Annotated in this window: 30 protein-coding genes and 1 tRNA gene; 21 read left to right on the plus strand and 10 right to left on the minus strand. The window is 61.8% G+C overall.

Translation table 11 applies throughout. The features are described from left to right. Positions 1 to 142: 142 nt before the first annotated feature. The 7 genes from CEW89_RS19525 (at position 143) to CEW89_RS19555 (ending at position 4,869) form a co-directional block, all read left to right on the plus strand. A complete protein-coding gene (locus tag CEW89_RS19525; protein ID WP_066705854.1) occupies positions 143 to 742 on the plus strand; it encodes a riboflavin synthase in 600 nt (199 codons plus the stop codon). Next, entirely contained in the window at positions 739 to 1,305 is a 567-nt protein-coding gene (locus tag CEW89_RS19530; protein ID WP_096807029.1) for a hypothetical protein, read from the plus strand. The genes CEW89_RS19525 and CEW89_RS19530 overlap by 4 nt, the downstream gene beginning before the upstream one ends. Before the next feature lie 135 nt (positions 1,306 to 1,440). After that, entirely contained in the window at positions 1,441 to 2,544 is a 1,104-nt protein-coding gene (ribB, locus tag CEW89_RS19535; RefSeq protein ID WP_096807030.1) for a 3,4-dihydroxy-2-butanone-4-phosphate synthase, read from the plus strand. A gap of 4 nt (positions 2,545 to 2,548) precedes the next feature. Further along, positions 2,549 to 3,094, plus strand: coding sequence for a 6,7-dimethyl-8-ribityllumazine synthase (locus CEW89_RS19540; RefSeq protein ID WP_096807031.1), 546 nt, complete (start codon positions 2,549 to 2,551; stop codon positions 3,092 to 3,094). Continuing rightward, positions 3,091 to 3,576 carry a transcription antitermination factor NusB gene (nusB, locus tag CEW89_RS19545; protein WP_066705665.1) on the plus strand — a complete coding sequence of 162 codons (486 nt, stop codon included), beginning with the start codon at positions 3,091 to 3,093 and terminating at the stop codon, positions 3,574 to 3,576. Before CEW89_RS19540 ends, nusB begins: the two co-directional genes overlap by 4 nt. Positions 3,577 to 3,750: 174 nt before the next feature. Next, entirely contained in the window at positions 3,751 to 4,059 is a 309-nt protein-coding gene (locus CEW89_RS19550; protein ID WP_096807032.1) for a hypothetical protein, read from the plus strand. A gap of 342 nt (positions 4,060 to 4,401) precedes the next feature. Next, a complete protein-coding gene (locus CEW89_RS19555; protein WP_096807033.1) occupies positions 4,402 to 4,869 on the plus strand; it encodes an MmcB family DNA repair protein in 468 nt (155 codons plus the stop codon). 60 nt (positions 4,870 to 4,929) lie between these two features. Here CEW89_RS19555 and CEW89_RS19560 read toward each other — a convergent pair whose 3' ends face one another. Further along, positions 4,930 to 5,121, minus strand: coding sequence for a DUF6324 family protein (locus CEW89_RS19560; protein WP_096807034.1), 192 nt, complete (start codon positions 5,119 to 5,121; stop codon positions 4,930 to 4,932). 140 nt (positions 5,122 to 5,261) lie between these two features. Here CEW89_RS19560 and CEW89_RS19565 point away from each other — a divergent pair. Then, positions 5,262 to 5,338: transfer RNA gene (locus CEW89_RS19565), tRNA-His, on the plus strand. Between the two features lie 455 nt (positions 5,339 to 5,793). On the opposite strand, the gene CEW89_RS19570 is transcribed toward CEW89_RS19565, so the two are convergent. Next, positions 5,794 to 6,114: a DUF6476 family protein gene (locus tag CEW89_RS19570; RefSeq protein ID WP_066705656.1), complete on the minus strand. Its 321-nt coding sequence runs from the start codon at positions 6,112 to 6,114 to the stop codon at positions 5,794 to 5,796. Here CEW89_RS19570 and CEW89_RS19575 point away from each other — a divergent pair. The 4 genes from CEW89_RS19575 to CEW89_RS19590 all read left to right on the plus strand — a co-directional run bounded on the left by CEW89_RS19575 (position 6,113) and on the right by CEW89_RS19590 (position 10,509). Continuing rightward, positions 6,113 to 7,132: an RluA family pseudouridine synthase gene (locus CEW89_RS19575; protein WP_096807035.1), complete on the plus strand. Its 1,020-nt coding sequence runs from the start codon at positions 6,113 to 6,115 to the stop codon at positions 7,130 to 7,132. The two genes, CEW89_RS19570 and CEW89_RS19575, sit on opposite strands and share 2 nt — an antisense overlap. 204 nt (positions 7,133 to 7,336) lie before the next feature. Further along, the gene (gene rpoH / locus CEW89_RS19580; RefSeq protein ID WP_066705652.1) at positions 7,337 to 8,233 is read left to right on the plus strand and encodes an RNA polymerase sigma factor RpoH; all 897 of its coding nucleotides are present in this window, start codon (positions 7,337 to 7,339) and stop codon (positions 8,231 to 8,233) included. 107 nt (positions 8,234 to 8,340) lie between these two features. After that, positions 8,341 to 9,309, plus strand: a complete 969-nt coding sequence (locus CEW89_RS19585; RefSeq protein ID WP_096807036.1) for a Gfo/Idh/MocA family protein — start codon at positions 8,341 to 8,343, stop codon at positions 9,307 to 9,309. 435 nt (positions 9,310 to 9,744) lie between these two features. After that, complete coding sequence (locus CEW89_RS19590) at positions 9,745 to 10,509, plus strand: esterase/lipase family protein (protein WP_096807313.1); 765 nt, start codon at positions 9,745 to 9,747, stop codon at positions 10,507 to 10,509. Between the two features lie 3 nt (positions 10,510 to 10,512). Here CEW89_RS19590 and CEW89_RS19595 read toward each other — a convergent pair whose 3' ends face one another. Next, complete coding sequence (locus CEW89_RS19595) at positions 10,513 to 11,682, minus strand: dipeptidase (protein ID WP_096807037.1); 1,170 nt, start codon at positions 11,680 to 11,682, stop codon at positions 10,513 to 10,515. 144 nt (positions 11,683 to 11,826) lie between these two features. On the opposite strand from CEW89_RS19595, the gene CEW89_RS19600 reads away from it, so the two are divergent. Genes CEW89_RS19600 through CEW89_RS19610 form a run of 3 tightly spaced genes read left to right on the plus strand, consistent with a single transcriptional unit; the run spans position 11,827 to position 12,960 of the window. Next, the gene (locus tag CEW89_RS19600) at positions 11,827 to 12,144 is read left to right on the plus strand and encodes a DUF4389 domain-containing protein (RefSeq protein WP_066705647.1); all 318 of its coding nucleotides are present in this window, start codon (positions 11,827 to 11,829) and stop codon (positions 12,142 to 12,144) included. An 11-nt stretch (positions 12,145 to 12,155) separates the two neighbouring features. After that, positions 12,156 to 12,635 carry a DUF2127 domain-containing protein gene (locus CEW89_RS19605; RefSeq protein WP_096807038.1) on the plus strand — a complete coding sequence of 160 codons (480 nt, stop codon included), beginning with the start codon at positions 12,156 to 12,158 and terminating at the stop codon, positions 12,633 to 12,635. Positions 12,636 to 12,690: 55 nt separating this feature from the next. Next, complete coding sequence (locus CEW89_RS19610) at positions 12,691 to 12,960, plus strand: DksA/TraR family C4-type zinc finger protein (protein ID WP_096807039.1); 270 nt, start codon at positions 12,691 to 12,693, stop codon at positions 12,958 to 12,960. Here the strand turns inward: CEW89_RS19610 and CEW89_RS19615 are convergent, their stop codons facing one another. From CEW89_RS19615 to CEW89_RS19630, 4 genes are all read right to left on the minus strand, one after another. Further along, positions 12,961 to 13,431, minus strand: a complete 471-nt coding sequence (locus tag CEW89_RS19615; protein ID WP_157779932.1) for a GNAT family N-acetyltransferase — start codon at positions 13,429 to 13,431, stop codon at positions 12,961 to 12,963. Next, positions 13,428 to 15,248 carry a M3 family oligoendopeptidase gene (locus tag CEW89_RS19620; RefSeq protein ID WP_096807041.1) on the minus strand — a complete coding sequence of 607 codons (1,821 nt, stop codon included), beginning with the start codon at positions 15,246 to 15,248 and terminating at the stop codon, positions 13,428 to 13,430. Before CEW89_RS19620 ends, CEW89_RS19615 begins: the two co-directional genes overlap by 4 nt. A gap of 82 nt (positions 15,249 to 15,330) precedes the next feature. Beyond that, positions 15,331 to 16,287 carry an alpha/beta fold hydrolase gene (locus CEW89_RS19625; RefSeq protein ID WP_096807042.1) on the minus strand — a complete coding sequence of 319 codons (957 nt, stop codon included), beginning with the start codon at positions 16,285 to 16,287 and terminating at the stop codon, positions 15,331 to 15,333. Beyond that, a complete protein-coding gene (locus CEW89_RS19630; RefSeq protein ID WP_066705632.1) occupies positions 16,284 to 16,571 on the minus strand; it encodes an SCP2 sterol-binding domain-containing protein in 288 nt (95 codons plus the stop codon). Before CEW89_RS19630 ends, CEW89_RS19625 begins: the two co-directional genes overlap by 4 nt. An 87-nt stretch (positions 16,572 to 16,658) precedes the next feature. Between CEW89_RS19630 and CEW89_RS19635 the strand changes: the two genes are divergently transcribed. The 5 genes from CEW89_RS19635 to CEW89_RS19655 all read left to right on the plus strand — a co-directional run bounded on the left by CEW89_RS19635 (position 16,659) and on the right by CEW89_RS19655 (position 21,896). Further along, positions 16,659 to 17,228: a tetratricopeptide repeat protein gene (locus tag CEW89_RS19635; protein WP_096807314.1), complete on the plus strand. Its 570-nt coding sequence runs from the start codon at positions 16,659 to 16,661 to the stop codon at positions 17,226 to 17,228. A gap of 35 nt (positions 17,229 to 17,263) precedes the next feature. Further along, on the plus strand, positions 17,264 to 20,176 hold the full coding sequence (locus tag CEW89_RS19640; RefSeq protein WP_096807043.1) for a helicase-related protein: 2,913 nt from the start codon (positions 17,264 to 17,266) through the stop codon (positions 20,174 to 20,176). Between the two features lie 6 nt (positions 20,177 to 20,182). Then, on the plus strand, positions 20,183 to 20,563 hold the full coding sequence (locus tag CEW89_RS19645) for an RNA-binding S4 domain-containing protein (protein WP_066705628.1): 381 nt from the start codon (positions 20,183 to 20,185) through the stop codon (positions 20,561 to 20,563). A gap of 53 nt (positions 20,564 to 20,616) precedes the next feature. Then, positions 20,617 to 20,955: a ferredoxin FdxA gene (gene fdxA, locus CEW89_RS19650; RefSeq protein ID WP_066705626.1), complete on the plus strand. Its 339-nt coding sequence runs from the start codon at positions 20,617 to 20,619 to the stop codon at positions 20,953 to 20,955. 431 nt (positions 20,956 to 21,386) lie between these two features. Then, entirely contained in the window at positions 21,387 to 21,896 is a 510-nt protein-coding gene (locus tag CEW89_RS19655) for a CarD family transcriptional regulator (RefSeq protein ID WP_066705623.1), read from the plus strand. On the opposite strand, the gene CEW89_RS21525 is transcribed toward CEW89_RS19655, so the two are convergent. Together CEW89_RS21525 and cobS are read right to left on the minus strand one after the other, a co-directional pair. Further along, positions 21,785 to 22,366: a CBU_0592 family membrane protein gene (locus CEW89_RS21525; RefSeq protein WP_425321013.1), complete on the minus strand. Its 582-nt coding sequence runs from the start codon at positions 22,364 to 22,366 to the stop codon at positions 21,785 to 21,787. The two genes, CEW89_RS19655 and CEW89_RS21525, sit on opposite strands and share 112 nt — an antisense overlap. Positions 22,367 to 22,596: 230 nt before the next feature. Further along, positions 22,597 to 23,349, minus strand: coding sequence for an adenosylcobinamide-GDP ribazoletransferase (gene cobS / locus CEW89_RS19665; RefSeq protein WP_096807315.1), 753 nt, complete (start codon positions 23,347 to 23,349; stop codon positions 22,597 to 22,599). A gap of 85 nt (positions 23,350 to 23,434) precedes the next feature. Between cobS and cobT the strand changes: the two genes are divergently transcribed. Next, the gene (cobT, locus tag CEW89_RS19670; RefSeq protein WP_096807045.1) at positions 23,435 to 24,439 is read left to right on the plus strand and encodes a nicotinate-nucleotide--dimethylbenzimidazole phosphoribosyltransferase; all 1,005 of its coding nucleotides are present in this window, start codon (positions 23,435 to 23,437) and stop codon (positions 24,437 to 24,439) included. A 28-nt stretch (positions 24,440 to 24,467) separates the two neighbouring features. Here cobT and CEW89_RS19675 read toward each other — a convergent pair whose 3' ends face one another. Then, positions 24,468 to 26,357 (minus strand): monovalent cation:proton antiporter-2 (CPA2) family protein, encoded by a 1,890-nt coding sequence (locus tag CEW89_RS19675; RefSeq protein ID WP_096807046.1) that lies wholly within the window; start codon positions 26,355 to 26,357, stop codon positions 24,468 to 24,470. Positions 26,358 to 26,417: the final 60 nt, after the last annotated feature.

A 26,417-nucleotide genomic window follows, 5' to 3' on the forward strand; every position in this document is an offset into this window, starting at 1 on the left:
TGGAGCGCAGAGGCTGGTCTCTTGTCCGCGAGTTTGCCCGAGAAGCAGTTAACGAAACCTGAGCATGCTTGCGGGCGGGCGGCTGGGGCGTTACCTCTTGGCCAAGGTAAAGCAAAACGATCAACAAACGCATGGAGGCGTCATGTTCACAGGGATCATCACCGATGTCGGTACCGTGCTGGAACTGGAAAAACGCGGCGATCTGCGGGCGCGGATCGGCTGCGCCTATGATGTCGACGGGATTGAGATCGGCGCGTCGATTGCCTGCGACGGGGTGTGTCTGACGGTGATTGCGCTTGGGACTGATCCGCAGAACTGGTTCGACGTGGAAATCTCTGCCGAAAGCGTGTCGAAAACCAATATCGGTGCCTGGACGGTCGGCAAGCGGCTGAACCTCGAACGGGCCCTGAAACTGGGCGATGAGCTGGGCGGGCATATCGTGTCCGGCCATGTCGACGGCGTGGCGGTGATCACGGCGATGAAGGATGAGGGCGACAGCACGCGGATTACCTTCGAAGCTCCCGAGGCGCTGGCGAAATTCATCGCGCCGAAAGGTTCGGTGGCACTGAACGGCACGTCTTTGACGGTGAACGAGGTCGAGGGCTGCTCTTTCGGCATCAACGTCATTCCGCATACGCAGGAGGTGACGACCTGGGGCGTGGCCAAGGTGGGCGACAAGGTGAACCTAGAAATCGACACGCTGGCGCGCTACGTCGCCCGTTTGCAGGAGTGGCAGGTATGAGCGCCCCGCTCCATGGTGTGGGCCACAACGGCGGTCCCGCGCTCGATCCGGGCGTGAGCTATCGTCGCTTTGTCTGGAATAAGGCGCGCAAGAGCCTGATGGGCGAGAGCCTGCCCATCGAAGTGATCCGCATGCGTGTGCGCCGGGCCGAGGAACTTGGCCTGCCGTATAAATCCTATGCCTCGATCCGGGCCTCGACGGGGCGCGATGTGGTGGGATTTCTGTTTTCCTCCAATGCACTGCGGCTTGTGCGGCAGGGCGACAGGATGAACCCGGCCTTTGCCGACAAGTTGGCAGAGGTGAAAGCCGCACGCATCGTGGCGGCGCATCATCCGCTGGTGCCGGAGCTGATCGAAGAGCTTGACGCGGTGGACCGGGCCGGGCGTGCGCCGCGCCCCTATGCGCCATGGGGGCAACAACGCGCCGCTCTGGCGGAACTTTTGGGGCCGAAATTTCCGCGGGATGGGCTTGTTCTGGTCTCGGAAGCGCCGTTTGAGGCGGAATGGGTCGAGGCGGGCAAGCTTGCCGGCCGGATCGACGCGCCGGTGTTTTTCGGCGGCTGAGCGGGCGCGAGCACGAATTGCCGTGCGAATTGCGCAGAAATGCTGGACGATTGTGCGTGGCATGAGGCTGGCCTTTGCCCGCGCAAAGCTGTATCGGGAAGCGACCGAAGTCCCAGAAGGCCCGCCGAGATTACCATGTCCGAAACGCAAGTCAGCTACCAAGACGCCATCTCCCCGATTGAGGAGATCATCGAAGACGCCCGCAATGGGCGGATGTTCATCCTCGTCGACCATGAGGATCGCGAGAACGAGGGCGATCTGGTGATCCCGTCGCAAATGGCGACGCCCGAGGCGATCAACTTCATGGCCACCTACGGGCGCGGTCTGATCTGTGTGACGCTCACCGGCGAGCGGATCGACGCGCTGGGCCTGCCGATGATGGCCTCGAACAACTCTTCACGGCACGAAACCGCCTTTACCGTCTCCATCGAGGCGAAGGAGGGCGTGTCGACCGGCATTTCCGCGCATGACCGCGCGCGCACCGTTGCGGTGGCCATCGACCCGTCGAAAACCGCCGCCGACATCGCAACGCCGGGCCATATCTTCCCGCTGCGCGCGCGTGATGGTGGCGTTCTGGTGCGGGCTGGCCATACCGAGGCCGGGGTGGACGTGGCGCGTCTGGCGGGACTTTTGCCCAGCTCGGTGATCTGCGAGATCATGAACGAAGACGGCACTATGTCGCGCCTTCCCGATCTCGTGGGCTTTGCGCAGAAACACAATCTCAAGATCGGCACGATTTCCGACCTGATCGCCTATCGTCGCCGCCACGACAACCTCGTGACGCAATCCGCGTCGCGCAAGGTCACCTCGGCCTTCGGCGGTGAGTGGGACATGCAGATTTACACCGACGATCTTCAGGGCGCCGAGCATATCGTGTTGTCGAAAGGCGACATCACCGATGGCGCGCCGGTTCTGGTGCGGGTGCATAACCTCAACCCGCTCGAAGACGTGCTGGGCATCGGGCGCACCTCGCGCGAGATGGAAGGCGCGATGGAGGTGATTGCCGAAGAGGGCCGCGGCGTGGTCGTGCTTTTGCGCGACACGACGATGAAAATGGTTGAAGAGGGCGAGGCCTCGCCGCAAACGCTGCGGCAATACGGGCTGGGGGCGCAAATTCTGGCCGCACTCGGTCTGCACAAGCTGATCCTCGTCAGCGACAGCCCGCAGCCGAAAGCACCGGGGCTTGAGGCCTTTGGTCTCGAAATCACCGGCACGCGCAAGATCACGGAAGGGAACTGAGCCCATGGCCGCCAATGAACAGCATTACACGCTCGAGCTGCCGTCTTTCGATCAGCCGGTGAAACTCCTCATCGTCGTGGCGCCCTATTACAAGGACATCGCCGACGAGTTGGTGGCGGGGGCCAAGGCGACCGTTGAGGCCGTGGGCGGGACCTGGGATCTCGTGGAGGTTCCGGGCGCGCTCGAAGTGCCGACGGCGATTTCGATTGCCGACAAGCTATCGAATTTCGATGGCTATGTGGCGCTGGGCTGTGTCATTCGCGGCGAGACCACCCATTACGACACGGTCTGCAACGACAGCTCGCGGGCGCTGCAATTGATGGGCCTGCAAGGGCTTTGCATCGGCAACGGCATCCTGACCGTGGAAAACCGCGATCAGGCGGTGGTCCGCGCCGAGGCGAAAGGCCAGAACAAAGGTGGCGGCGCGGCGGCTGCGGCCTTGCATCTCATCGCGCTTTCGCGCAAATGGGCTGCTCCGAGCAAGGGCGTGGGATTCCATACCGACGCGATCAAGCTTGCCGGCCAGCCTGACGAGAGCAAAAAAGCATGACTGACGAGAACGACCACCTGAAACCGCCGACCAAGCGCGAGATGAAATCCGCCGCAAGGCTCTATGCCGTGCAGGCGCTGTTTCAGATGGAAGCGGCCGATATGACCGTCGACAAAGTGCGCCGCCAATTCTACGACCATTTCTTCGGGCTGAAGACTGAGGAAGAGGGCGAATTCATCGACGGCGACAGCGATCTGTTCCATGAGATCACCGAGATCGCGGTGAACGATCAGGCCAAGGTCGACCAGATGACCAACCGGGCGCTGGTGGCGAAATGGCCGATCGCACGGATCGACTCGACGCTGCGCGCCCTGTTCCGGGCGGCAGGGGCGGAGCTTTTGTCCGGTCGCACGCCGCCGAAGGTGGTGATCGTCGAGTTCGTCGATGTGGCGAAAGCTTTCTATCCCGATGGTCGCGAGCCGAAATTCGTCAATGCGGTGTTGGATCATATGGCCCGCGAGGCGCACCCAGAAGCGTTTTAACGCGGAGGGAAAACGCGCGAGCATTCGAACATGCGAAGCGTTTTCGAGCACAATTCTGATGGAAACGTCCCTCCTTGGGGCGTTTTTTACGTTTTGGGATGCGACGGAATGGAACTGGAAAATCCCGCCACATGTGCTAAGATTCTTGAATATGTTCCCGTTTGGAGTGCTGCTATGCCAAAGCTCGTGAAACTCTACATCACTCAGGTCCTGATCGGCTTTGCCATCGCGGCGGCTTTTGTGGGCGCGCTTCTCTACTTCAACGTCGCCAACCTCTGGCATCTGGTCACGCATAACGACGCGGGCATCATTGCTGTCATCGTCTTGTGGTTTGCCAATGGCATCGTGTTCTCCGGCGTGCAATTCGCCATTACGATCATGCGGATGGCCGAAAGCGAAGATACCGGGCAGGGCGGTAAGCGCGACGACATCCCGCTGATGGCGATGGAACCGATCCCGGTCGAGGCGTCGCGGCGCCGTTGAGCGAGTGTCACAACAAAGAAAAACGCGTCCTTTCGGGCGCGTTTTGCGTTTTGACCCTCTTCGAGGGCGTCTTGTCGAATTGCCTTCAAGAAGGCGGCGGGGGACCACAGCATCCGTAGCAGCGCGTATGCTCCCGAAGCCTGAAAAATCAGGTGGGCGCCAGGTAACTGGACCAGGATCCAGACAGAGCCAGCTCCCATTCGGTTGCGTAAGGCCACCGGAGACTTGCGCCCATGTGTACGAGAAGAGCAGATCCCGCCTGGGCTTCGAGATAGGGCTTTGCTGCGAGGACGACAAGGGGGAGGCGTTGAAAATCGCGCGAGACTGCGGCAGGGTCTGGCCATGACCGATACGTTTCTCACGTCCGCCCAACCCGGCCAGTTACTGGCGCGCGGCGTGTGCCGCCATCTGCGTTCGCATGATTTTGCCTGTGTCGAGGAATGGGTGCCCGCGCGCGGCCTGCGCGTCGATGTTCTGGCGCTGGGGCCGAAAGGCGAGGTCTGGGTGGTGGAGTGCAAATCGTCGCGCGCCGATTTCATGTCGGACGCGAAATGGCAGGGCTATCTGCCGTGGTGCGACCGGTATTTCTTCGCCGTCGATCTCGACTTTCCGACGGAGATTCTGCCGTCCGAAGCGGGGCTGATCATCGCCGATGCCTATCAGGCGGAGATCATCCGTATGCCGGAGGAGGACAAATTGCCCGCCGCACGGCGCAAATCGGTGCATCTCAAGGCCGCGCGCGATGCGGCGCGTCGGCTACAGGGCTATCGCGATCCGGGCGTCGCGGCGCTGTTCGGGGGCGAGAGCTGAAGGGGCTTTCCGTGGGAGAAATACTCCCGCCGGAGGCATTCAACGCTGGTCAAGCCGGGCTTATTTCGCCATTTTCCGCGCTTGCGCCGCCGCAGCCATCAGCTCTTCGGCGATCTCTTCGGCCTCTTCAGGTTCGAAATCCATCGGAATCTCGATGCCGCCGATGGCCTCGATGAACATCCGCACCATGCCGAGCGAGGTCGGCCCGATTTGCAGATTGGCTTCGATGTCGCGTTCCGAATTGATACCCATGACGGCTCCTTTTGATCTTTCCCGAAATACGCGTTCGCCCGATCTGACGCAAGGGGCGCGGGAGATTCCGGGTCTCGGGCAATTTTCTCGCAATCTGCCTCTTGCAATCATCTGCCCGTCTCGTTAAATCCCCCGTCAGTGCCGCCTTAGCTCAGTTGGTTAGAGCGCCTGATTGTGGATCAGGAGGTCCCCCGTTCGAGCCGGGGAGGTGGTACCACTCTTTCCCTTCCTCTTTCAGTTTGACTGATCTCGTGGTGTTGCCACTGCGGGTGTTCCTGTACGCTCTCATGCCCTTCTGTCGACCGGCATGCTGCTGAAACCCGCGACGATGTCTTTGTCAGTGGCGGTGTCGCCCTCTGTCGCAGGGCCTGCGACAAAATGTAGCAGATTTGGCGAATTTGTGGTATCCTTCCAAAAAGGGAGGAAAAAATGCATCTTTATTTCGTGGGTCTCGCCTATGCGGCGCTTGTCATGTCTCCAATCCTGTTTTTTGCCCTCGTCGGGCGGGAGCTGAATTGGGGAAGGTAGGGGCCGGTCCGCAGATGTGACCGGTCCATCGGGGGAGGAGCGCCGCAGGTCAGGCAAGGCCTCGGCGCTCGCTTCTCCGTTTGCGTTTCTGTGCGATCCGTTTCGCGGCGTATTTCCGGGGTGCGTTTCTGGGGTGTCAGGCGCTTACGGAGACACTTTGACGGAGACACGCTGGCGCAGGGCGCCGTCCTCGGCATTGAAAATCAGAATTTCATCGCCCGCGACCACGGCGACCCAGTCGGAACCGCGTGTCACCGCCTCTGGGGTGATGCCCTCCGGCAGGGCCAGTCGATCGGGCCAGGGCAGGGATGTCGGGGCGGGCGCGTCCATTGACGGGAAACGGGTGACAAGCAGGGCGATCAGCACTAGAAACCCGGCAATCATCACCACCAGAAGTGTCGTGACCAGCCGCCGCAGGAGCGTCAGCCGGGCCGCGTCCTTCGGATCAATCTCAAGGTTGCTCATGCCCGTATCCACCGTCGCCTTCCTCATCGCGGAAAAACCGCCCAAGCGTCTTGATAAGGCGATTGCCCGCGATGTGCCAGAAGAAGCGGTGCTGTCGCGCTCGCGTCTGGCGAAATTGCTCGCCGAGGGGGCGATCAAGGTGAACGGTGCGGTGGTGACGGATCAGAAGGGCAAGGTGGCCGAAGGCGATCGGATCGAGATCACGGTGGAAGAGGCCGCCGAGGTCGAGGTGCAGGCCGAAGACATCCCGCTCGATGTGATCTACGAGGATGACGACCTGATCGTGGTGAACAAACCGGTGGGCATGGTGGTCCATCCCGCGCCGGGCTCGCCTTCGGGCACTCTGGTCAATGCGCTGATGGCGCATTGCGGCGACAGCCTGTCGGGGATCGGAGGTGAAAAACGCCCCGGCATCGTGCATCGGATCGACAAGGACACCTCCGGGCTTTTGGTCGCGGCGAAATCCGACAAGGCGCATCAGGGTCTTGCGAAACAGTTCGAAAAGCACACGGTGGAGCGGAAATATTTCGCGTTGGTCTATGGTGCGCCGGATCCGATGGACCCGCGCCTTCGGGGCGTGAGGGGCGTGAGTTTCGAAGGCTCGAACATTCTGCGCATCACGTCGTTTCTGGGCCGTCACAAAACAGATCGTCAGAAACAGGCGGTGTCCTTTACCGAGGGCCGTCATGCGGTGACGCGGGCGCGGGTGGTGGAGCTGTTCGGCACGCCGCCGCAACTGGCGCTGGTGGAATGCTGGCTGGAAACCGGGCGCACCCACCAGATCCGGGTGCATATGGCCCATGCCGGGCATGGGTTGGTCGGTGATCAGACCTATGGCGGGCGGCGCAAGCTGAACCACAAGGCGCTCCCGGACCGGGCGCGGGCGGCGGTCGATGCCTTCCCGCGTCAGGCGCTCCATGCCGCCGTGTTGGGATTCGTGCATCCGGTGACGGGCGAGGACATGCGGTTTGAGGCGCCTTTGCCTGAGGATATGCAGGTGTTGCTCGATCAGCTCTGAGCCGATGTAACAGAGACCACATTGGCGTGATCTGCATGTAATTTCGGTGAAATGCGCTGGTCGGGCGGCGGATGTCGGGTCATCTTTCGTTTAAATTGTCGCAATGAGAAAACGTGGCAGCGCCTCTTGAAAGCGCTAACATCCCTTCCCAAATGAGATGTTAAGCCTTATAACATGGCGCATGACGCGGGAGAGATGTGAGACATGAGTAACTACGCAAATTTGCCGGCTCCCAGTCCCGAACAGGGTCTGAACCGCTATCTGCAGGAAATTCGCAAGTTCCCGATGCTGGAACCCGAAGAGGAATACATGCTCGCCAAGCGCTGGGTCGATCACGAAGACAGCCGGGCGGCGCATAAGCTCGTGACGTCGCACCTGCGGCTCGCGGCCAAGATCGCCATGGGCTATCGCGGCTACGGTCTGCCGCAGGCGGAGGTGATTTCCGAGGCCAACGTGGGCCTGATGCAGGCCGTCAAACGGTTCGACCCGGAAAAAGGCTTCCGTCTGGCGACCTATGCCATGTGGTGGATCCGTGCGAGCATTCAGGAATATATCTTGCGCTCGTGGTCTCTGGTGAAACTCGGCACGACTTCGGCACAGAAGAAACTCTTCTTCAACCTGCGCAAGGCCAAGGCCCGGATCGGCGCCTTCGAAGAGGGCGATCTGCACCCGGACAACGTCAAGCAGATCGCGCACGATCTGGGCGTGACCGAGGACGAGGTGATCTCGATGAACCGGCGGATGTCGGGGGGCGATGCCTCGCTCAACGCTACGGTGGGCAGTGACGAGGAAGGCTCCGCGCAATGGCAGGACTGGCTTGAGGACGAAAGCGCCAACACCGCCGCCGATTACGAGGCCCGCGACGAGATGGAAACCCGGCGCGAGCTTCTGGTCCGTGCGATGGAGGTGCTCAACGACCGTGAAAAGGACATTCTCATGGAGCGCCGTCTGAAGGATCAGCCGATGACGCTCGAAGACCTGTCGGCGAAATACGAGGTGTCGCGCGAGCGCATTCGCCAGATCGAAGTGCGTGCTTTCGAGAAGCTGCAAAAGCGCATGCAGGAGCTGGCGAAGGAACAGGGCATTCTCGAGAACGCCTGAGCGGAGCTGAAAAAACGGAACATGAGGGCGGTCCTTTGGGCCGCCCTTTTCATTTGTTCCGCCTCCGCGCATGATGGCGCTATCGTTTCAGCAAGGGAGGGCTGAATATGAGCAAGCCGGTACGGTTCGGCGTCCTTGGGGCGTCGGATTTTGCGCTCCATCACATGGCGCGGGCGATCCATGAGGCGGAGGGGGCAGTGTTTGCCGCACTCGCCACCTCGTCGGAGGAGAAAGCGACGCCGTTTCGTGCCTTCGTCCCCGATCTCAAGGTGTTCACCGATTACGACGCCCTGCTGGCCTCGGAGGAGATCGACGCGGTCTATATCCCGCTGCCCAATCACCTGCATGTGGCGTGGAGCCTCAAGGCCATGGCGGCGGGCAAGCATGTGCTCTGCGAGAAACCCATCGCGATGAAGGCCGGAGAGATCGACGCGCTGATTGCCAAGCGCGATGCGACCGGGCTTGTGTGCGCCGAGGCCTTCATGATCGTGCATCACCCGCAATGGCAGCGGCTGCGCGATCTGTTGGCGGCGGGCGAAATCGGGACACTCGAACGGGTCGAGGTCGGTTTTTCCTTCGACAACCCGGACGCGGGCAATATCCGCAACCGGCCCGAGACCGGCGGTGGCGCTCTGGGCGACATTGGTGTCTACGCCTTTGGCTGTGTGCGGTTTGCGACGGGGGAGGAGCCTGTGACGATCACCCATGCGGAGATCACGCGCGAGAACGGCGTCGATGTCACGGCGGAGGTCTCCGCGCGGTTTCCGGGCTTCGCCTATCACGGCTATGTCTCGATGCGGATGGCGCCGTTCCAGGAGGCACGGTTTCATGGCCGCAAGGGGCTGATCGTGGTGAAAACCCCGTTCAACGCAGGCGTCGCGGGGCTGGCCGAGATCGAGATCACGGACGGGCAGGGGCTGCGGTGGATCGAGAGTTTCCCGGCCGTGCGGCAATATGTTGTGCAGGTTGAAAACTTCGTTCGGAGTGTGAAGGAAGGTGTGACATATCCCTGGAGCCTGGAGGAGGCCAAGGGCACGCAGGCAATGATCGACGCGGTTTTCACAGCCGCGATTTGATCGGGATCAAGGTTGATCTGCGCGACTCGGGCTATGATTAAAGTGTTGATAAGGCAAGAAAAGGAGGAGACATGAGAATGTTCCACGCTTCTGGCTCTAACAACAAGGAGGATCCGCCGCAATAACCGGCGCCTCCGGCTTGGGTTTCTCGGATCCGTGGAGGGATGTTCGGGGGCAGGGCCGGGGAAGACGGTTCAAGGGATCTGAAAGGGTGCTGCCGATTGAGGCTTTGAGACCCCGGATGAAGCGAGACGGAGGAGCATGTGCCCCCTCGCTCAAAGGGCCAACACCCGGACGATCCTGACCCGCAAGGGGGGAGTTCCTCTGGGAGGTACGATTGGTAAGGGCGCCCTTGTCGGGCGCCCGTGTTGTTTTGAGGAAGTCGGCTTTGGGGCTGATCTTGTGCCTTTGCTAGCGCATCGCCATATCTCTTATATGACCCGTTTTCCCGCCCTTGTTTTCAGCACGTTCGTCGCCTTGACCGTCAGCCAGTCTGCGTTGGCGCAGGACGCACCGAAGCCGCGTTGCGTCATCCTGTTGCACGGGTTGGCGCGCACGGATGCCTCTATGCTGGTGATGGAGCATGCGCTTGAGGCGGCGGGGTACAAGACCGTCAATCAGGATTACCCCTCGCGCGCGGCCCCGGTGGCGCTTCTGGCCGATCCGGCGTTGCGCAGCGCCCGCGAGGCCTGTGCTCCGGACAGCACACCCGATGTGGTGACGCATTCCATGGGGGCGATCCTGTTGCGCAGCTTCGCTGCGGACCACCCGGAGTTGACGTGGGGGCGTGTCGTCATGCTTGGCCCGCCCAATCATGGCTCCGAGATCATCGACAGGTTCGGCGAATACGCCGCCTTTCAAGCGGCCAACGGTCCCGCGGGGTTACAACTGGGCACCGAAGGCCTGCCGGGGACTCTGCCGCCCGTGCCGTTTGAGACTGGGGTCATTGCGGGGAGTCAGTCGCTCAATCCGGTGCTCTCGGCGGTGGTCGAGGGCGTGGATGACGGCAAGGTGTCGATCGACAGCACCGGGGTCGAAGGCATGACGGCGCATCTTACGCTTCCGGTCACGCATACGTTCATGATGCAGAACCCGCGCGTCATCGTGCAGACGCGCGCGTTTCTCGACAGCGGTGCGTTCGAGCCTGACCTGAGCATGGCGGAGGCGCTGCGGCGGCTTTGGCGAGTTGGCGTCGACTGACGGTTACTGCGGCAACACCTCGCCCAGCACCCGCACCATATTGCCCCCCATGACACCGGCGATTTCCGTTTCGCTCAGGCCCTCATCCATCAGCGCCTGTGTCAGAGCCGCAAGTTCGGAGGTGTCGAATTCCACCGTGACGGAGCCGTCGTAATCGGAGCCGAGTGCCACATGATCAGCACCGACCAGATCAATGGCGGCCTTGATCGTTTTCGCAACCCCGGCGGGGGAGGCGTCACAGGTCACGTCTTCCCAATAGCCGATGCCGATCACACCGCCGGTCGCGGCGATCTCGCGCATCAGATCGTCCTCGAAATTGCGTTTCACCTCGCAATGGGAATGAATGCCGGTGTGCGAGAGGATCAGAGGCTGATCTGTCATCGCGATCACTTCGCGTGCCATGCGCGGCGAGGCGTGGGCAAGGTCGATCACCATATGCTTGTCGACCATGGCCTCGACCACCGCGCGTCCGAAATCGGTCAGCCCGCTGTTGTCCTCGCCATGCAGAGAGCCGCCAAGCGCATTGTCGAAGAAATGGGTCAGCCCCATGAGGCGATAGCCCGCTGCGTAAAGCCGGTCGAGATTGGCCAGATCGCCCTCAAGTATATGCCCGCCTTCCGAGCCGAGAAGCGCCCCGGTGAGCGGTTGTCCGGCAGCGCGAGCGGCCAGCACCGCGTCGAGATCGGCTTTGGTCCGGATGATGCGCACCTGATCGGGGGCCTTGTCCTCATAGCGCTGCATCCGTTTGGCCATGTACAACCCGCGCTCGGTCAGATCGGACCAGCTTTTCACCGGCCACAGCTCGACAATGCTCAGCAGCGTGATGTTGTCGCGCGCCTCTGCGGAGTTTTCTTCGTAATTCTGACCCGCCGGGCTTTTGGTCACGGCGGTGAACACCTGCACCGCGACATTGCCCTCGCGCAGGCGCGGGAAATCCACATGGCCCCGGTCGGAGCGTTCCAGAAGGTTGCGGTTCCACAACAGGCTGTCGGCGTGCAGATCGCCGATCACGAGACGGTCGTGCAGGGCCTGTGCTTCGGGTGAGATCGGGTAGGGGGCATGGGCGACATAGCCGTTCTGGCCCTTTTCCACGATCCCCGGTCCGATGCTGAAAAATACCACGGCTGCGATCACCAGCATCACGGCGATGAGCCGTCCGATCCATTTGAGCATTGAAAGTCCTCCCGTTTTGCGGCGAGCCTAGGCGGTGTTTAAAAAACACCCAAATGAAACCCCACGTCAGTTTGGGGAGAGACGGACGATTTTGGTCGGTGGACGTTCGGGATAAACTGACACCGGACAACAAAGGAATCACCCATGGCCGACCCGCATGAATTCGATCACGTGATGCCCGATCTGGGCGGCAAAAAGGCTGCGCGCCCCGAGGAGATTTCCGAGAACATCGGCGCGCGTATCCTCTATTCGATCATCATCTGGGTGATGATGAGCTTTGCCTCGACGATCATCGGTGTTCTGGCGATCCTTCAGGCGATCATCATGCTGATGAACGGCAAGAAACCCAACGACCGGGTGGCGGATGCGGGCACGGATGTGGGTATCTGGTTTGCCAAGGCAACGCGCTACATCACCGGCGACAGCGAGGTGAAGCCCTGGCCCTGGACGGAGCTCGACTGAGAGCTGCGGCGATGCCCCTGCGCGAGACATATTTCCGGCATGCCTTTCAGATCAGTGTGATCCTAAAGGGGTTGCACGCGTTGATCGAGATCGCGGGCGGGGCGCTGTTTTATCTGGCTCGCACAGAGACCGTGCTGCATTGGGTCAATGTCCTGACCCGCGAAGAGCTTCTGGAGGACCCGCGCGATTTCGTGGCGACCCATCTTCTGGCGGCGGCACAGGGCATGACCGGCGCGACGCAGAGTTTCTACGCCTTCTATCTGATGAGCCACGGGGTGATCAAAGTGGTGCTGGTCGCCGGGCTGTTGCGACGCAAGCCGGTCGCCTATCCGCTCTCGCTCATCGTGATGACGCTGTTCATCCTCTATCAGCTCTATCGCTACAGCTACACACACTCCGCCGGGCTCTTGTTCCTCACCGGGTTCGATCTCGTGGTGATGTGGCTCGTTTGGCACGAATGGCGGGTGATGCGAGGCAAGGTGCGGGCTTGACGGGCGGGCGCTCAGGGCAAAGACTTGAGAGAGACGGTTCAGGAAAGGAACGGATATGGCAGGTGGCTGGGCGAAAGACGGCGCGGTGAGCGAACAGATCGAGGCCTCGATCAGCGACGAACTGGCCCGGATGAAACAGCATCGCGCGCCTGTGGGCGAGAGTTTCACGGAATGCGCCGAATGTGGCGAGGAGATCCCCGAAGCACGGCGCAAGGCGATCCCCGGCGTGAAGCTTTGCATCGACTGTCAGCGCGACCGCGACAGCGCCTATAAGCCGCGCGGCGGGATCAACCGGCGCGGCTCGAAAGACAGCCAGTTGAAGTGATCAGGTGAGGGGCAGGCACATGATGTGCTGCGGCCCGAACCCACCGTCGAGATAGAGCGCGCCTGTGTCGATGAACCCTCCCTTGAGGTAGGCGCGGTGCGCGTTGGGATTGCGGCAATTCACGGTCAGGTAACAGGTGTCAGCCCCCGGGTATTGCGCTTGCAGATAGGATTTCAGCGCCCGGCAGGCGGCGGAAGCATGGCCCTGGCCCTGTGCGGCGTGATCAATCATGAACTGACGCAATCCGAGGGCGCCTTTGGGGGCGAAATCGTGATGATCTGCATAATCCCTGTCGATGGCGAAAAAGCCCACCGGCTGCCCCTCGGAGATAATCACATGACCATCACGCGCCGCGCCTGTGGACAGGGTGACGGCGGGCAGATCGGCAAACCCCGCCTGACCGGGCGGCAGGGAAAACCCCGCGAGACGGCTCAGGTCTTCGCGGGGCAGAGGGGCGAGCGTGAGGCTCACTCCATCGCTTCCAATTCGTCGATGAAGCCGGAGATCATCGACAGGCCCTTGTCCCAGAATTTCGGGTCGGAGGCGTCGAGGCCGAAGGGTTTCAGAAGTTCTTTGTGATGTTTCGAGCCGCCCGATTTGAGCATGTCGAAATATTTGTCCTGGAAGCCTTCGGGTTGCTCGGTATAGGCCGCATACAAAGCATTCACCAGACCGTCGCCGAACGCATAGGCGTAGACGTAGAAGGGCGAATGCACGAAATGCGGGATATAGGACCAGTAGACCTCGTAGTCCGGGAAGAATTCAAAGGCCGGCCCGAGGGATTCGCCCTGCACCGACATCCAGATTTTGTTGATGTCCTGAGGCGTCAGCTCGCCGCCTTTGCGAGCCTCGTGCAGCTTGCATTCGAAATCGTAAAACGCGATCTGGCGCACGACCGTGTTGATCATGTCCTCGACCTTGCCAGCGAGCATGACCTTGCGCTCGGCGTCGGTTTTGGCGCCTTTGAGCATTTTCTGGAAGGTCAGCATTTCGCCGAACACCGAGGCCGTTTCCGCGAGCGTCAGCGGCGTATCGGCGAGCAATTCGCCTTGCCCTGCGGCCAGAACCTGATGGACGCCATGACCCAGCTCATGCGCCAGCGTCATCACGTCGCGCGGTTTGCCGAGGTAGTTGAGCATCACATAGGGATGCGCGTCGGTCACGGTCGGATGGGCGAAGGCGCCCGGAGCCTTGCCCGGTTTGACGCCCGCGTCGATCCAGCCCTTGGTAAAGAACGGTTCGGCAATCTCGGCCATGCGCGGGTCGAACCCGGCATAGGCGTCCATCACGGTTTTGCGGGCCTCGTCCCAGCCGACGGTGCGGGTTTCTTCCATCGGCAGGGGCGCGTTGCGGTCCCATACCTGAAGTTTATCGAGCCCAAGCCAGCCACGTTTCAGCTCGTAATAGCGGTGCGACAGTTTCGGATAGGCGGCGACCACGGCGTCGCGCAGCGCCTGCACCACCTCCGGTTCGACATCGTTGGACAGATGGCGTCCGGTCTGCGGCGTCGGCATGCCGCGCCATTTGTCCTCGACCTGGCCCATCTTGGCCAATGTGTTGTGCACTCGGGAGAAAATCTTGATGTTGTCGCCCAGAACCTTGCCGATTTCGCGCGCCGCCGCTTCGCGCAGGGAGCGGTCCTGTTCGGTCATCAGGGTGGTGGTGGCCTCGATCCCGAGCGTCTCTCCGTTCACCTCGAATTTCAGATCGGCAATGGTTTCGTCGAACAGCTTGTTCCACGCGGAGGCGCCCACGACCGACATGTCGTGCTCATAGCGCTCCAACTCGTCGGAGAGCTGATAGGGCCGCATTTTGCGCATCCGCTCGAAAATCGGCCGGTAGCGGGCGAGCCCGTCGTGTTTCAGCATCTCTTCGAGCGTGTCCTCGGGAATGCGGTTCACTTCGAGTGAGAAAAACACCAGAGGCGCGGTGAAATTAGTGATCTTGTCCTGAATGTCGGAGAGGAATTTCGCCCGCTCGCCATCTACGGTGTTCTGGTAATAGAGCAGCCCGGCGAAAGAGCCGAGACGGCCCGCGACCTGCGAAATCCGTTCGTTGCGCAGGATGCAGTCATACATGCCCGCGCCGTCGAGACCCGCGAGTTTGCCCTCGTAGTCCTCGGCAAAGCTGGCGCAATGTTCCTCGAGCCAGTCGAGATCGCGTTTGACCTCGGGGGCGTCGGTCGAGGGATAGAGATCGGTGAGGTCCCAGTCCGGCAGATCCCCGAATTGGTTATGGCCGCTCTGGGCGGTCTGATCGAAAACCGGCTGGGGGAAGGTGAACCGCATCGCATCGCTCCTCATGTTGTTTTTCAACAGATAGGGCGTCGCAGCGGCGGATGCAAAGGATCAGGTGCGTTTCCGATCCGTTTCAGGCGCATTGCTCGGAAAAAAGTGCCGCCAGATGATCGTAGAAGTGTTTGCGGATCGTCGGGTTTTCCATCGGGATCTCGTGCCGCCCGCCCGCCACTTCGATCAATTCGCAGGAATGCCAGCGCGCCGCGAAGTCGCGCACGGCCTGGGTGTTGACGATTTTCTCGTCGAGACCGAGAAAACAGAGCACCGGCACGTCGGGCATCTGGTGATCGAAGGCCCAGTCGTTTTCCGCGATGGCCTCGGTGACCCAATGCGACGATGGCCCGCCCAACGAGAGGTCGGGTTTTTCCACCACCTGCCGGGTCATGTAATCGAACATGTCGCGGTCCGAGGTCAGAAGGTTGTCCTTGAACCCGTGCCAGACCATGTAGCTCTCGGGCTTGGTGCCCGGCGCGCGCAGGTTTTGCAGACCGAGGGCATGAAACACCGGCGAGACGAAGCGCACCAGAAGTTTCTGGATCGGCGAGAGACCGATGCCCCACATCGGCGCGGAAAACCCGGCGGCCTTGAAGGGTCTGCCCTCGATCAGAGCGCGCACGCCAATGGCCCCGCCCATGGAGTGGCCGATGAGGAACCACGGTTTCGGCATGGCTTTCTCTTCGGCCAGATTTTCGACGAGTGCGATCACCGCGTCGAGGTCTTTCTGGTAGTCCCTGAAATCCTCGACATGGCCGATGCGGCGGTCTTTCAACAACCGGTCCGCGAGGCCTTGCCCGCGCCAGTCGATGGCGAGGCTGGCAAAGCCGCGGGCGGCAAAATCCGCCGCGCCGCGCCCGTATTTCTCGACGCATTCGGTGCGCCCGGGCAGGATGAACACCGTGCCCTTCGCGCCCTCGTGCGGCCAAAGCCCGACACGAATGCGCACCCCATCCGAGGCGGTCAGCCAATAGGCCTCGCCATGGTCCGGCCCGTCGGCCAGTTCGGCATAATAGGGCGCGCGCTCGTGGCTCACGACAGCGCGGAGCCGAGCTGCATGGCAAGGCCCATGTCGCCGTCGATCGACAGTTTGCCCTGCATGAAAGCCGCGGTCGGGTTGACGTCGCCTTCCATCATACCCTGAAAGGTTTCGAGATCGGCGGTCAGCGTCACATCGGCCGCATCATCGGCGGCGCGCACGCCGTCGGCGTCGACCACGATGGCGCCTTCGCCCTCGATCACGAATTTCGCAACGCCGGCGGTGAAGCCGTCGATTTTCTCTGACAGGGCTTCCACGGCCTTGGTGATGATATCGCTCATATGTATTCCTCCGGTTGTCTGGGGCGCGCCCTGTCGCCACATTGTGACTATGAACATGGGGCCCAGAAAGCTACAATCCAGATCGTTATGAAGAGATTACGACAGTTTCTCAAATGTGCCGTTGCGTTCTGGCTCTTTTTCGGGGGCGGGATCGGTGTCTCGGACGCATATGCTGCGGATGCCGCGCGTCTCGACACGCTGTTTGGCGCGCTGTCCGAGGCCGATCCCCATGATGCCTCCCGTATCGAGCAAGAGATCGCGCTTGAATTGTCGCGCTCCGGCTCGGACGCGATGGATTTGCTCTTGGAACGCGGGCGCCTGGCGATGGAAGCGGGCGATGTTCAGGGCGCCATCGGCCATCTGACCGCGCTTGTGGATCATGCCCCCGAGTTCACAGAAGCCTATAACGCGCGCGCCACGGCCTATTTCATGGCGGGGCTTTACGGCCCGGCGCTTCAGGACATCGGCGAGGTTCTTAGCCGCGAGCCACGCCATTTCGGAGCGCTCTCGGGCCTGTCGCTGATTCTCGAAGAAACCGGCGACGAGGCACAGGCGCTGGCCGTGCTGCGCAAGATCGCCGAAATTCATCCGAACATGGACGGTCTTTCGGACCGGATCGCGCGGCTTGAACTGGCGCTCGGCGGTGTGGCGCTCTAAGTTCCCTCTGTAAAGACAAGACAGGACGAGACCCGATGGGGGACGCGATGGGCGGCGGTCGGATCACGGCGGTGCTGGGCCCGACCAACACAGGCAAAACGCATTACGCCATCGAGCGCATGTTGGCGCACCGCACAGGTGTGATCGGCCTGCCTTTGCGCCTTTTGGCGCGCGAGGTATACGACCGGATCGTCGCTGCGCGCGGTCCGTCTGTGGTGGCGTTGGTCACGGGCGAAGAACGCATCGTGCCGCCGCGCACGCAATATTGGGTCTGTACCGTCGAGGCGATGCCGACCGGTATGGGGGCGGATTTTCTCGCGATTGACGAGATTCAGCTCTGCGCCGATCCTGAGCGCGGGCATGTGTTCACCGACCGTTTGCTGCATGCCCGTGGCCTGCACGAAACCCTGTTCATGGGCTCCGATTCCATGCGTTCGGTGATCGCGCAACTGGTGCCCAAGGCGCAGTTCATGCGGCGGGAGCGGTTTTCACGCCTGACTTATTCAGGTTCGAAAAAGATAAGTCGCATGCCCGCGCGGGCGGCGATTGTCGGGTTTTCTGTTGATGATGTCTATGCCATCGCCGAGCTTTTGCGCCGTCAAAAGGGCGGTGCGGCGGTGGTCATGGGGGCTTTGTCCCCCCGGACCCGCAACGCGCAGGTCGAGATGTATCAGAACGGCGATGTGGATTACCTCGTCGCCACGGATGCCATCGGCATGGGGCTCAATCTCGACGTCACCCATGTGGCGTTTTCCTCGACGATCAAGTTTGACGGGCGCCGGATGCGCTATCTCATGCCCAACGAGCTGGCGCAGATCGCGGGGCGGGCCGGGCGCTATCAGACCGACGGCACCTTTGGCGTGACGGGGGAGGCGGAGCCGTTTGACGCCGAGGTGATCGAGGCCATCGAGGAGCATCGGTTTACCCCGCAAAAGAAACTCAACTGGCGCAATCCGCGCCTCGAATTCGGCACGGTCGACCGGCTGATCGCCTCGCTCGAAATGGCCCCCTCCGACCCGGCCCTGGTCAAGGCGCGGGAGGCGGACGACCTTCAGGCGCTCAAGACGCTCTCGACGCTCAAAACCGTGCGCCCCCGGCTGCGTACGGCGCGGGATACGAAACTTTTGTGGGACGTGTGTCGCATTCCCGATTTCCGGGGAATCAGCCATGGCGAACACACCTCGCTTCTTGAGCGGATTTTTGAATTTTTACACGAATATGGGCGGGTTCCCGACGATTGGCTGGCCACACAGGTCAAACGCATTGACCGGACCGAGGGCAATATCGACACTCTGTCTAAAAGACTCGCCTATATCCGCACTTGGACCTATGTTGCGCAGCGCGAAAACTGGGTTGACGACGAAAGCCATTGGCGTGAGGCAACCCGCGCTGTAGAAGACCGATTGTCGGATGCGCTGCATGGCGCGCTGACGCAAAGATTTGTGGACCGGCGGACGAGTGTGCTCCTTCGGCGGCTCAAACAGAAGGAGGGCCTTGTGGCCGACGTGAACGACAAGGGTGAAGTGACGGTTGAAGGCGAATTCGTCGGCCGTCTTGAGGGGTTCCGCTTTATTCAGGATAAAGCCGCAACTCCGGATGAGGCGAAGACCCTCGCCGCTGCCGCCATGGCCGCACTTGCGCCGGAATTCAACCTGCGCGCGGACCGGTTCTACAACGCCCCCGATACGGAGATGGATTTCACCGATCAGGGCGGTCTGATGTGGGGCGAGCATGCCGTGGGCAAGCTGGTCGCAGGTGACGATGCGCTGAAACCGCGCGCCGTGGCCTTTGTGGACGAAGGCGTGGCAACGGATGTGGCTGAGAAGGTCCAGCGCCGTTTGCAGCATTTCATCGACCGCAAGGTGGCGACCCTGTTCGAGCCGCTTCTCAACATGTCGCGCGACGAAACGCTGACCGGGCTGGCCCGTGGTTTTGCTTTCCGTCTGGTCGAAAACCTCGGTGTGATCCCGCGTGAGCAGATTGCGCAGGAGGTCAAAGACCTCGATCAGGACGCCCGTGGCGCGCTGCGCAAACATGGCGTGCGGTTCGGTCAGTACACGATCTTCATGCCGCTGCTCCTGAAACCCGCGCCGACGCGTCTGCGTCTTTTGCTTTGGGCGTTGAACGCGAAATTTGACGAATTCCCCGATGCGCCGCCGCCGGGTCTGGTGACCATTCCCGCCGCCGATCACGCGCCGGATGGCTATTATACCATGTCGGGCTACCGCCTTTCGGGTCAACGCGCGATCCGCATCGACATGCTCGAACGCCTCGCCGATCTTCTGCGCTCGCAGGACAGCCGCGCGGGCTTTGAGGCCAATCCGGACATGCTGTCGATCACCGGTATGACGCTCGAACAATTCGCCGATCTGATGGAAGGTCTGGGCTACAAGGCCGACAAATCCGAACGGGTGAAGATGAAGACCGTGGATCAGGTGCTCTCCGACGACGCCATGCCCGCCGGTGAACCGGAAATCCCGGAAGCCGCCGATCTGTCCGGTATCGCCGCGGAGCTTCCGGACGAGGGCGAAGCACCCTCTGCCGAATTCGCGCAGCCGGTGCCTGCCGAGGACGAAGCCTCTGAATTCGACGAAACCGAACTGCCCGAAGGCGTGGCGGTGGATGCAGGTGTCGTCGAAGAAGAGACCGAAGAGTTCTACACCTTCACCTGGGGGGGCAACCGTGGCGGCAATCGCAATGCCAACCGTGGTCCGCGTCGCGGGGCACAAGGCGGTCAGAATGCCGGTGGCGAGCGTCCGCAGGGCAAAAAGGGTGGCAAGCCGCAAGGTAAGAAGGGCGGAAAACCGCGCCGTGACGGGGATCGTGACGGCAAGGGGCAGGGTGGCAACCAGCCTAAAACCTTCTCAGCCCGTCCGCCGAAGAAAGAAAAAGCCATCGACCCGGACAATCCGTTCGCGGCGCTGATGGCTTTGAAGGACAAGAAGTAAGTCTCTATGGAAAAGCGGGAGACCATTCGCCTCGACAAGTGGCTTTGGTATGCCCGCTTTTTCAAAACCCGCGGTCTGGCGACGAAAACCGTCACCGGCGGCCATGTGCGGGTCAATTCCACCAAAGTGTCCAAGGCGGCGACCTCGGTGGGGGCGGGCGATGTGCTGACCTTTCCGCAGGGCCACCATATCCGGGTGATCCGGCTGGTCGGTTGTGGAACGCGGCGCGGTCCGGCGCCCGAGGCGCAGGGGCTTTACGAGGACCTGAGCCCGCCGGAGGCCCCGAAGGACCCTGTTCCGTCTGTGCCACGGTTCGAGGGAAAAGGTCGCCCAACGAAGAAAGATCGTCGCATGACGGACCTTTCGCGCCCCGACATGCTTGAATGATGGCGCGCTTGCCGCTAGCAAGTGCGAACAGATTCAGATTTGGATGAGCCGCAATGACCTACGTCGTGATTGATAACTGCATCGCCTGCAAATACACCGATTGCGTGGAAGTCTGCCCCGTGGATTGTTTCTACGAGGGGGAGAACATGCTGGTGATCCATCCCGACGAATGCATCGACTGCGGTGTCTGCGAACCGGAATGCCCGGCAGACGCGATCCGTCCGGACACCGAGCCGGACATGGAAAAATGGGTCGAACTGAACCGGAAGTATGCCGAGCTTTGGCCGGTGATCCTCGAGAAGAAAGACCCGATGCCGGGGTATGAGGACAAGGATGGCGAAGAGGGCAAGCTCGACAAATACTTCTCCGAAGCGCCGGGCGAAGGCTCCTGATCCGGGATTTGTATCGTCATTTTGCAGCGGCAGAGATGATTCGCAGGTTGAACAGGGGGCTTTCGGGCCCCTTTGTCGTGCGTGCGCAGCTTGTAACCGGGGATTAACGCCTTGGAATCTCATGTAACCCCCTGAAAAACGGAGGGAAGTCCGTGGGTGAAGCGCGCAATGCTTTCTTTGGGCCGGATTTTGTGGTATCAAAGGGAAACCATGACAGGGCATATCGACCTCAACCCCCAAAGCAACGCTTTTTTAGGGGATTGAGCTTTTCGCGCCTCATATCCGTCGTCAGGTGCTTTGAAGAGAGCACGTGTCGGCTTCGTTTTGGCTTTCGGGCCGGCGGCTTTTGTGTGTGCCGTCAGAACGGGAATGGGGCGGGAAGCGAGTGCTTGTGTGGTGAGAACGGTCCCGTCTGAGGAAAAAACCTGCAAATGAGCAAGACCAAGAAATCCGAATTCCGCCCCAACGATTTCGTTGTTTACCCGGCCCATGGTGTTGGCCAGATCATGTCGATCGAGGAACAGGAAATCGCGGGCATGTCCCTCGAACTTTTCGTCATCGCTTTTGAGAAAGACAAGATGACGCTGCGCGTGCCGACCAACAAGGCCGTCGAATCCGGGCTGCGCTCGCTGTCTTCGCCGGAACTGGTGCAGGACGCGATGAAGACCCTGAAAGGCAAGGCCAAGGTCAAGCGCGCCATGTGGTCCCGCCGGGCGCAGGAGTATGAGCAAAAGATCAACTCCGGCGATCTGATCGCCATCGCCGAAGTGGTGCGCGACCTGCACCGCACCGATGACCAGCGCGAGCAGAGCTATTCCGAGCGTCAGCTTTACGAGGCCGCCCTCGATCGTCTGACCCGCGAAGTGGCCGCCGTGTCCGGCACCGGTGAAGCGGAAGCCCAAAAGAAGGTGGACGACGTGCTGGTGAGCCGCGCCGCCTGATTTCGAGTATTTGAAGCACAAAGGAAACCGCCGCCGGGGAGACCTCGCGGCGGTTTTTCTTTGCGGGGCACACGGACAAAAAACGCTGCCATCCGAGGAGGTGACAGCGTTTCGCCTGACATCAGGAAGGGCACAAGGCCTGTCAGGTTTTCGGAGCGCTCATGTCGGGTCCTCCAGACGGTTGGGAGACCCCAGACCGATCTGGACCGCATCCGGGTGTTGCGTTCCTTGAGACGCAGGCCCAGCCCCATCAGGCCGAAACCGAGGAACAAGACCTGAGTGATCGCCGATGCCAGATTAAAATCGACGCTCAGGCTGATCAGAAGGAAGCGCGCGCCCAGTATTTTGCTCCGTGAGTGCCAGAGCCCCTTGCCCCCGATCCAGTGCATCTGGAGCGCCGCGAAGCCCCCCACATAGATCACACTGCCTGCGGCACCGATCATCCGGCACAGGCGCGAGCGCGACGTCATGGATCGCGGACAGGATGTCGTCCGGCGGCGGCATGCGGGTGTCGTTCATCGTGACCCTGTGCGTTTTGCGGTATCCGGTGTGGTCTCTGGCACAAGGCTTGCGCGTTCGGTGACGTCAGGGAAGAATTTTTTGAACGGCTGGGAAAAGCCCCGCGATTTTCCCAGTTCGAAAGTAAGGTTTGCCTCACCTCTGTGACGCAGGCGGGCACCTGTTTGCGTCGGGCGTCGGCTCAGGCGAGCGTGGCGAAGACGGTGAGCGCGGCGATTTCGCTCAGGAGCTGTGTCGCGCCCAGCACATCGCCGGTCTGACCGCCGATCTTGGCTGTGGCGATGCGCGAGGCGAGAAAGGCGGTCCCAACGATGGCGGAAGCTGCGACGACGGTGGGCACGAATCCCACCACCAGCCAGGACAGCAGGAAGGCGACCACGGCGCCCAGAGACGCGGCATCGCGCGGTGGGCGACCGGTTGTGACCGAGAGGCCATCTTTGCGCGCAGGCGGCATCAGCACCATGAGATAGGGCAGCGCGGCGCGCGACAGCATGGCGCTTGCGATCATCGCGGTAACGATCAGGTCGTCATGCGCCAGCGTGGAAAGTGCTGTGAAACGCAGCAGCAGCGCCAGGATGAGGGCGATCACGCCATAGGCGCCAATCCGGCTGTCGCGCATGATCTCGAGGCGACGGGCGCGCTCGAACCCGCCCCAGAACCCGTCGGCGCAATCCGCGAGCCCGTCCTCATGCATGGCGCCCGTGGCGATCACCAGAGCGGCGAGGGCAAATCCGGCGATCAGCCCTGCGCCGAGCCCGAACCATCCGGCGATTGTTGCGACGGCCCCAGCAACAAGCCCGACGGCGAGACCCGCGAGGGGAAAGGCCCAGGCGGCCTCGGCGCTGCGCGCAAAGCCCGCACGTACCGGGATGCGGGTCAGGAGCGCCAGAGCGGTGGTGATGTCGGCGGCTTCGGGGCGGAAATGGCGGGTCATGGCATCCTCGCAATCGGACCTGTCCTCGGTCTGTCTCAGGGGATAGAAGGTCGGGGACTCAAAGACAATGAGGGAGAGTTGAGGCATGGCATTTTCCGATCTTGCAGGGTTCGAAGCGCTTCTGAAAGCGGCGCCGGGGCCGGATTTGGAGGCGAAGGCCGGGGCGGAGGCGCGCAACAGCCAGTTGACGAAACCGGACGGCTCGCTTGGTCGGCTCGAGGAGATCGGCATCTGGTATGCGTCCTGGCGCGGGGAGGCGCGGCCCAGGATTGCCCAGCCGCAGGTGGCGGTTTTCGCGGGCAATCACGGTGTGACGGCGCGCGGCGTCTCGGCCTTCCCGGCGGAGGTCACGGTGCAGATGGTGGCGAATTTCGAGCATGGCGGGGCGGCGATCAACCAGTTGGCACGCAATGCCGGTGCGATCATGTCGATCCACCCGATTGAACTGGACCGCCCGACGGCGGATTTCACCATCGCCCCGGCGATGAGCGAGGCGGAGTGCGTTGCGGCCCTCAAAGTGGGTTGGGACGCGGTCGATCAGCAGTCGGATTTGCTGGTCGTGGGCGAAATGGGCATTGGCAACACCACCTCGGCGGCGGCGATTGCAAATGCGCTGTTCGGCGGCACGGCAGCCGATTGGGTCGGGCGCGGCACCGGGGTCGATGACGCCGGGCTGAAGATCAAGGAAGAGGTCTGTGCCGCCGGTGTGGCGCTTCATGGCGGCAAAGCTCCGCTGGAGATCCTTGCGTCTCTTGGCGGGCGCGAAGTGGCGGCTATGGCGGGTGGTATCGCGCGGGCGCGGATGCTGCGCATTCCGGTCATTCTCGACGGGTTCATCTGCTGCGCGGCGGCGGCGACCCTTGAGAAGGCGGTGCCCGGCGCGCTCGATCACTGCCTCGCGGGTCATGTTTCCGCAGAGGCGGCGCATCCGGCGGTGCTCAGGGCGATCGGCAAGGAGCCGCTTTTGTCCATGGGGCTGCGCCTTGGCGAAGGCTCCGGTGCTGGGCTTGCCATGCCGCTGGTGAAGGCCGCAGTCGAATGCCTGTCAGGTATGGCGACCTTTGCCGAGGCGGGCGTGTCGGGCAAGTAACTCCCTCAGTTTGGGCGGAACGGTGCGGTCAGGCCGCGCTGTTCTTCTTGCGGTTCTGATCGAGCTGGGTGACCAGCGCCGCTTCGAAATCCTTGTCGAGCGTCTTGGCGCGCTCGATATAGGCGGGGTTTTCCGACACCGGCACATTGGGTTGCCAAAGCTCCGCCAGCACCCGCATGCTTTCGCGGTCATGCTGGTAATAGGCCTGTTCGGTCATCGCTGCGTCATATTCCGAAAAGCCCATTTCCTCGAGCACATAGCGCCCGGCGCGCAGCGAGCTGTCGAACATCTCGCGGACGATCTTGTTGGCGCCGGCCTTGTAGAGCTCATAAACATGCACACGGTCGCGGGCGCGCACGATGATGAAAAGATCGTCGCGCAGCGAGCGGGCGTATTTCACCAATTGCGTGGCAGCGGCGGGGTCGTCGAGAGAGATCACCAGAATGCGCGCGCTGTCGATGCCTGCGGCATGAAGCAATTCGGGTCGGGTCGGGTCGCCGAAGAAGCCCTTGAAGCCGAATTTGCGCATGAGCTGGATGGTTTTCAGATCGTGATCGAGCACGGTGGTCTGAAAGCCCGAGGCCTGCACCAGACGGTTGACCACCTGACCGAAGCGACCGAGACCGGCGATGATGATCTTCTGCGGATTGTCGATTTCGTCGGCGGGCTGATCTTCTCCCCGTTCCGAGAGCTTGGCGCGGAGGTAATCATGCAGCATGAAGAACAGCGGCGTGAACAACAGCGACAGCGCGATGACCAGAAGCACACGCTCGCCCAGATAGGGCGTCAGCACCCCTTGTTGCAGCGAGAACGTGGTCAGCACCATGCCGAATTCCCCAGCCTGCGCCAGCGACAGTGTGAACAGCCACTGCGCTCGTTTGCGCAGTTTGAAAATCCGCCCGATGGCGTAAAGGATCAGCCCCTTGAGGATCATCAGGGCAACGGTCAATCCGACGATGGTCAGCGGGTCGCGAAACAGCACGGTGAAATTGATCCCGGCGCCGACGGCGATGAAGAACAGCCCCAGGAGAAGCCCCTTGAACGGCTCGATCGAGCTTTCGAGCTCGTGGCGGAATTCGGAGTTGGCCAGAACCACCCCCGCGAGGAAGGTGCCGAGCGCAGGCGACAGGCCGACCGCGTTCATCAGAAGCGCGATGCCGATCACGATCAGAAGCGAGACGGCGGTGTAGATTTCGCGCATGTTGGCGGAATGGATGTAGCGAAACAGCGGTCGGGTCAGGAACACGCCCGCAAGGATGATCGCCGCTACGGCCCCGAGCGTCACCAGCGTCACGCCCCAACCCGGCAGCCCCGCCACCAGAGAGGCGCTGTGCCCGGCGGCCTCATGTGCGGCGTCGGTGCCGCGGCTGATCGAACCGTCGGGGTTGAGCGAAAGTGTCGCCCCGGTCGCCAGAAGCGGCATGATCGCCAGCATCGGGATCACCGCGATGTCCTGGGTCAGGAGCACGGAAAAACTCGCCCGTCCGCCTTCGGTGTGGATCAGCTTCTTTTCCGACAGGGTTTGAAGCACCACGGCGGTCGAGGACAGCGACAGGATCATGCCAAGCGCCAGCCCGGTCTGCCAGCTCTGCCCGGCCCAGATCGCCGCGCCCATGATCGCCGCCGCCGTCACCGTGATCTGCAACCCGCCGAGCCCCAGCAGCTTGTGCCGCATGTCCCAGAGCGCACGCGGGTCGAGTTCCAGCCCGATCAGGAACAGCATCATCACCACGCCGAATTCGGCGAAATGCAGCAGGTCGGCGCTTTCCGAATGCTGAATCATGCCAAAAAGCGGCCCGATCGCCATGCCCGCCAGAAGATAGCCCAGCACGGAACCGAGCCCGAGCCGCCGCGCCAAAGGCACGGCCACGACCATGGCGGCAAGATAGATCACGGCTTGGGTCAGGGCGCCGTCCATGAAGGGTCCTTTCTCAGGGGGCGGTCTTCAGGGGCGGGAGCGCCCGGGAGACGTCTTTTG

It is taken from the genome of Celeribacter ethanolicus (assembly GCF_002407265.1).
GTDB classification, from domain to species: domain Bacteria; phylum Pseudomonadota; class Alphaproteobacteria; order Rhodobacterales; family Rhodobacteraceae; genus Celeribacter; species Celeribacter ethanolicus.

What these genes read in the sequence shown, in the direction of transcription:
- CEW89_RS19540 (WP_096807031.1), top strand. Translation starts at nt 2,549, where the DNA reads ATGGCCGCCAATGAACAGCATTACACGCTCGAGCTGCCGTCTTTCGAT.
- CEW89_RS19590 (WP_096807313.1), top strand. Translation starts at nt 9,745, where the DNA reads ATGACCCGTTTTCCCGCCCTTGTTTTCAGCACGTTCGTCGCCTTGACC.
- CEW89_RS19570 (WP_066705656.1), bottom strand. Translation starts at nt 6,114, where the DNA reads ATGAGCAACCTTGAGATTGATCCGAAGGACGCGGCCCGGCTGACGCTC.
- CEW89_RS19610 (WP_096807039.1), top strand. Translation starts at nt 12,691, where the DNA reads ATGGCAGGTGGCTGGGCGAAAGACGGCGCGGTGAGCGAACAGATCGAG.
- ribB (WP_096807030.1), top strand. Translation starts at nt 1,441, where the DNA reads ATGTCCGAAACGCAAGTCAGCTACCAAGACGCCATCTCCCCGATTGAG.
- CEW89_RS19575 (WP_096807035.1), top strand. Translation starts at nt 6,113, where the DNA reads ATGCCCGTATCCACCGTCGCCTTCCTCATCGCGGAAAAACCGCCCAAG.
- CEW89_RS19530 (WP_096807029.1), top strand. Translation starts at nt 739, where the DNA reads ATGAGCGCCCCGCTCCATGGTGTGGGCCACAACGGCGGTCCCGCGCTC.
- CEW89_RS19600 (WP_066705647.1), top strand. Translation starts at nt 11,827, where the DNA reads ATGGCCGACCCGCATGAATTCGATCACGTGATGCCCGATCTGGGCGGC.
- CEW89_RS19645 (WP_066705628.1), top strand. Translation starts at nt 20,183, where the DNA reads ATGGAAAAGCGGGAGACCATTCGCCTCGACAAGTGGCTTTGGTATGCC.
- rpoH (WP_066705652.1), top strand. Translation starts at nt 7,337, where the DNA reads ATGAGTAACTACGCAAATTTGCCGGCTCCCAGTCCCGAACAGGGTCTG.
- CEW89_RS19675 (WP_096807046.1), bottom strand. Translation starts at nt 26,357, where the DNA reads ATGGACGGCGCCCTGACCCAAGCCGTGATCTATCTTGCCGCCATGGTC.
- CEW89_RS19605 (WP_096807038.1), top strand. Translation starts at nt 12,156, where the DNA reads ATGCCCCTGCGCGAGACATATTTCCGGCATGCCTTTCAGATCAGTGTG.
- CEW89_RS19550 (WP_096807032.1), top strand. Translation starts at nt 3,751, where the DNA reads ATGCCAAAGCTCGTGAAACTCTACATCACTCAGGTCCTGATCGGCTTT.
- fdxA (WP_066705626.1), top strand. Translation starts at nt 20,617, where the DNA reads ATGACCTACGTCGTGATTGATAACTGCATCGCCTGCAAATACACCGAT.
- CEW89_RS19585 (WP_096807036.1), top strand. Translation starts at nt 8,341, where the DNA reads ATGAGCAAGCCGGTACGGTTCGGCGTCCTTGGGGCGTCGGATTTTGCG.
- nusB (WP_066705665.1), top strand. Translation starts at nt 3,091, where the DNA reads ATGACTGACGAGAACGACCACCTGAAACCGCCGACCAAGCGCGAGATG.
- CEW89_RS19620 (WP_096807041.1), bottom strand. Translation starts at nt 15,248, where the DNA reads ATGCGGTTCACCTTCCCCCAGCCGGTTTTCGATCAGACCGCCCAGAGC.
- CEW89_RS19655 (WP_066705623.1), top strand. Translation starts at nt 21,387, where the DNA reads ATGAGCAAGACCAAGAAATCCGAATTCCGCCCCAACGATTTCGTTGTT.
- cobS (WP_096807315.1), bottom strand. Translation starts at nt 23,349, where the DNA reads ATGACCCGCCATTTCCGCCCCGAAGCCGCCGACATCACCACCGCTCTG.
- CEW89_RS19525 (WP_066705854.1), top strand. Translation starts at nt 143, where the DNA reads ATGTTCACAGGGATCATCACCGATGTCGGTACCGTGCTGGAACTGGAA.
- CEW89_RS19560 (WP_096807034.1), bottom strand. Translation starts at nt 5,121, where the DNA reads ATGGGTATCAATTCGGAACGCGACATCGAAGCCAATCTGCAAATCGGG.
- CEW89_RS19635 (WP_096807314.1), top strand. Translation starts at nt 16,659, where the DNA reads ATGAAGAGATTACGACAGTTTCTCAAATGTGCCGTTGCGTTCTGGCTC.
- CEW89_RS19630 (WP_066705632.1), bottom strand. Translation starts at nt 16,571, where the DNA reads ATGAGCGATATCATCACCAAGGCCGTGGAAGCCCTGTCAGAGAAAATC.
- CEW89_RS21525 (WP_425321013.1), bottom strand. Translation starts at nt 22,366, where the DNA reads ATGACGTCGCGCTCGCGCCTGTGCCGGATGATCGGTGCCGCAGGCAGT.
- CEW89_RS19640 (WP_096807043.1), top strand. Translation starts at nt 17,264, where the DNA reads ATGGGGGACGCGATGGGCGGCGGTCGGATCACGGCGGTGCTGGGCCCG.
- cobT (WP_096807045.1), top strand. Translation starts at nt 23,435, where the DNA reads ATGGCATTTTCCGATCTTGCAGGGTTCGAAGCGCTTCTGAAAGCGGCG.
- CEW89_RS19555 (WP_096807033.1), top strand. Translation starts at nt 4,402, where the DNA reads ATGACCGATACGTTTCTCACGTCCGCCCAACCCGGCCAGTTACTGGCG.
- CEW89_RS19595 (WP_096807037.1), bottom strand. Translation starts at nt 11,682, where the DNA reads ATGCTCAAATGGATCGGACGGCTCATCGCCGTGATGCTGGTGATCGCA.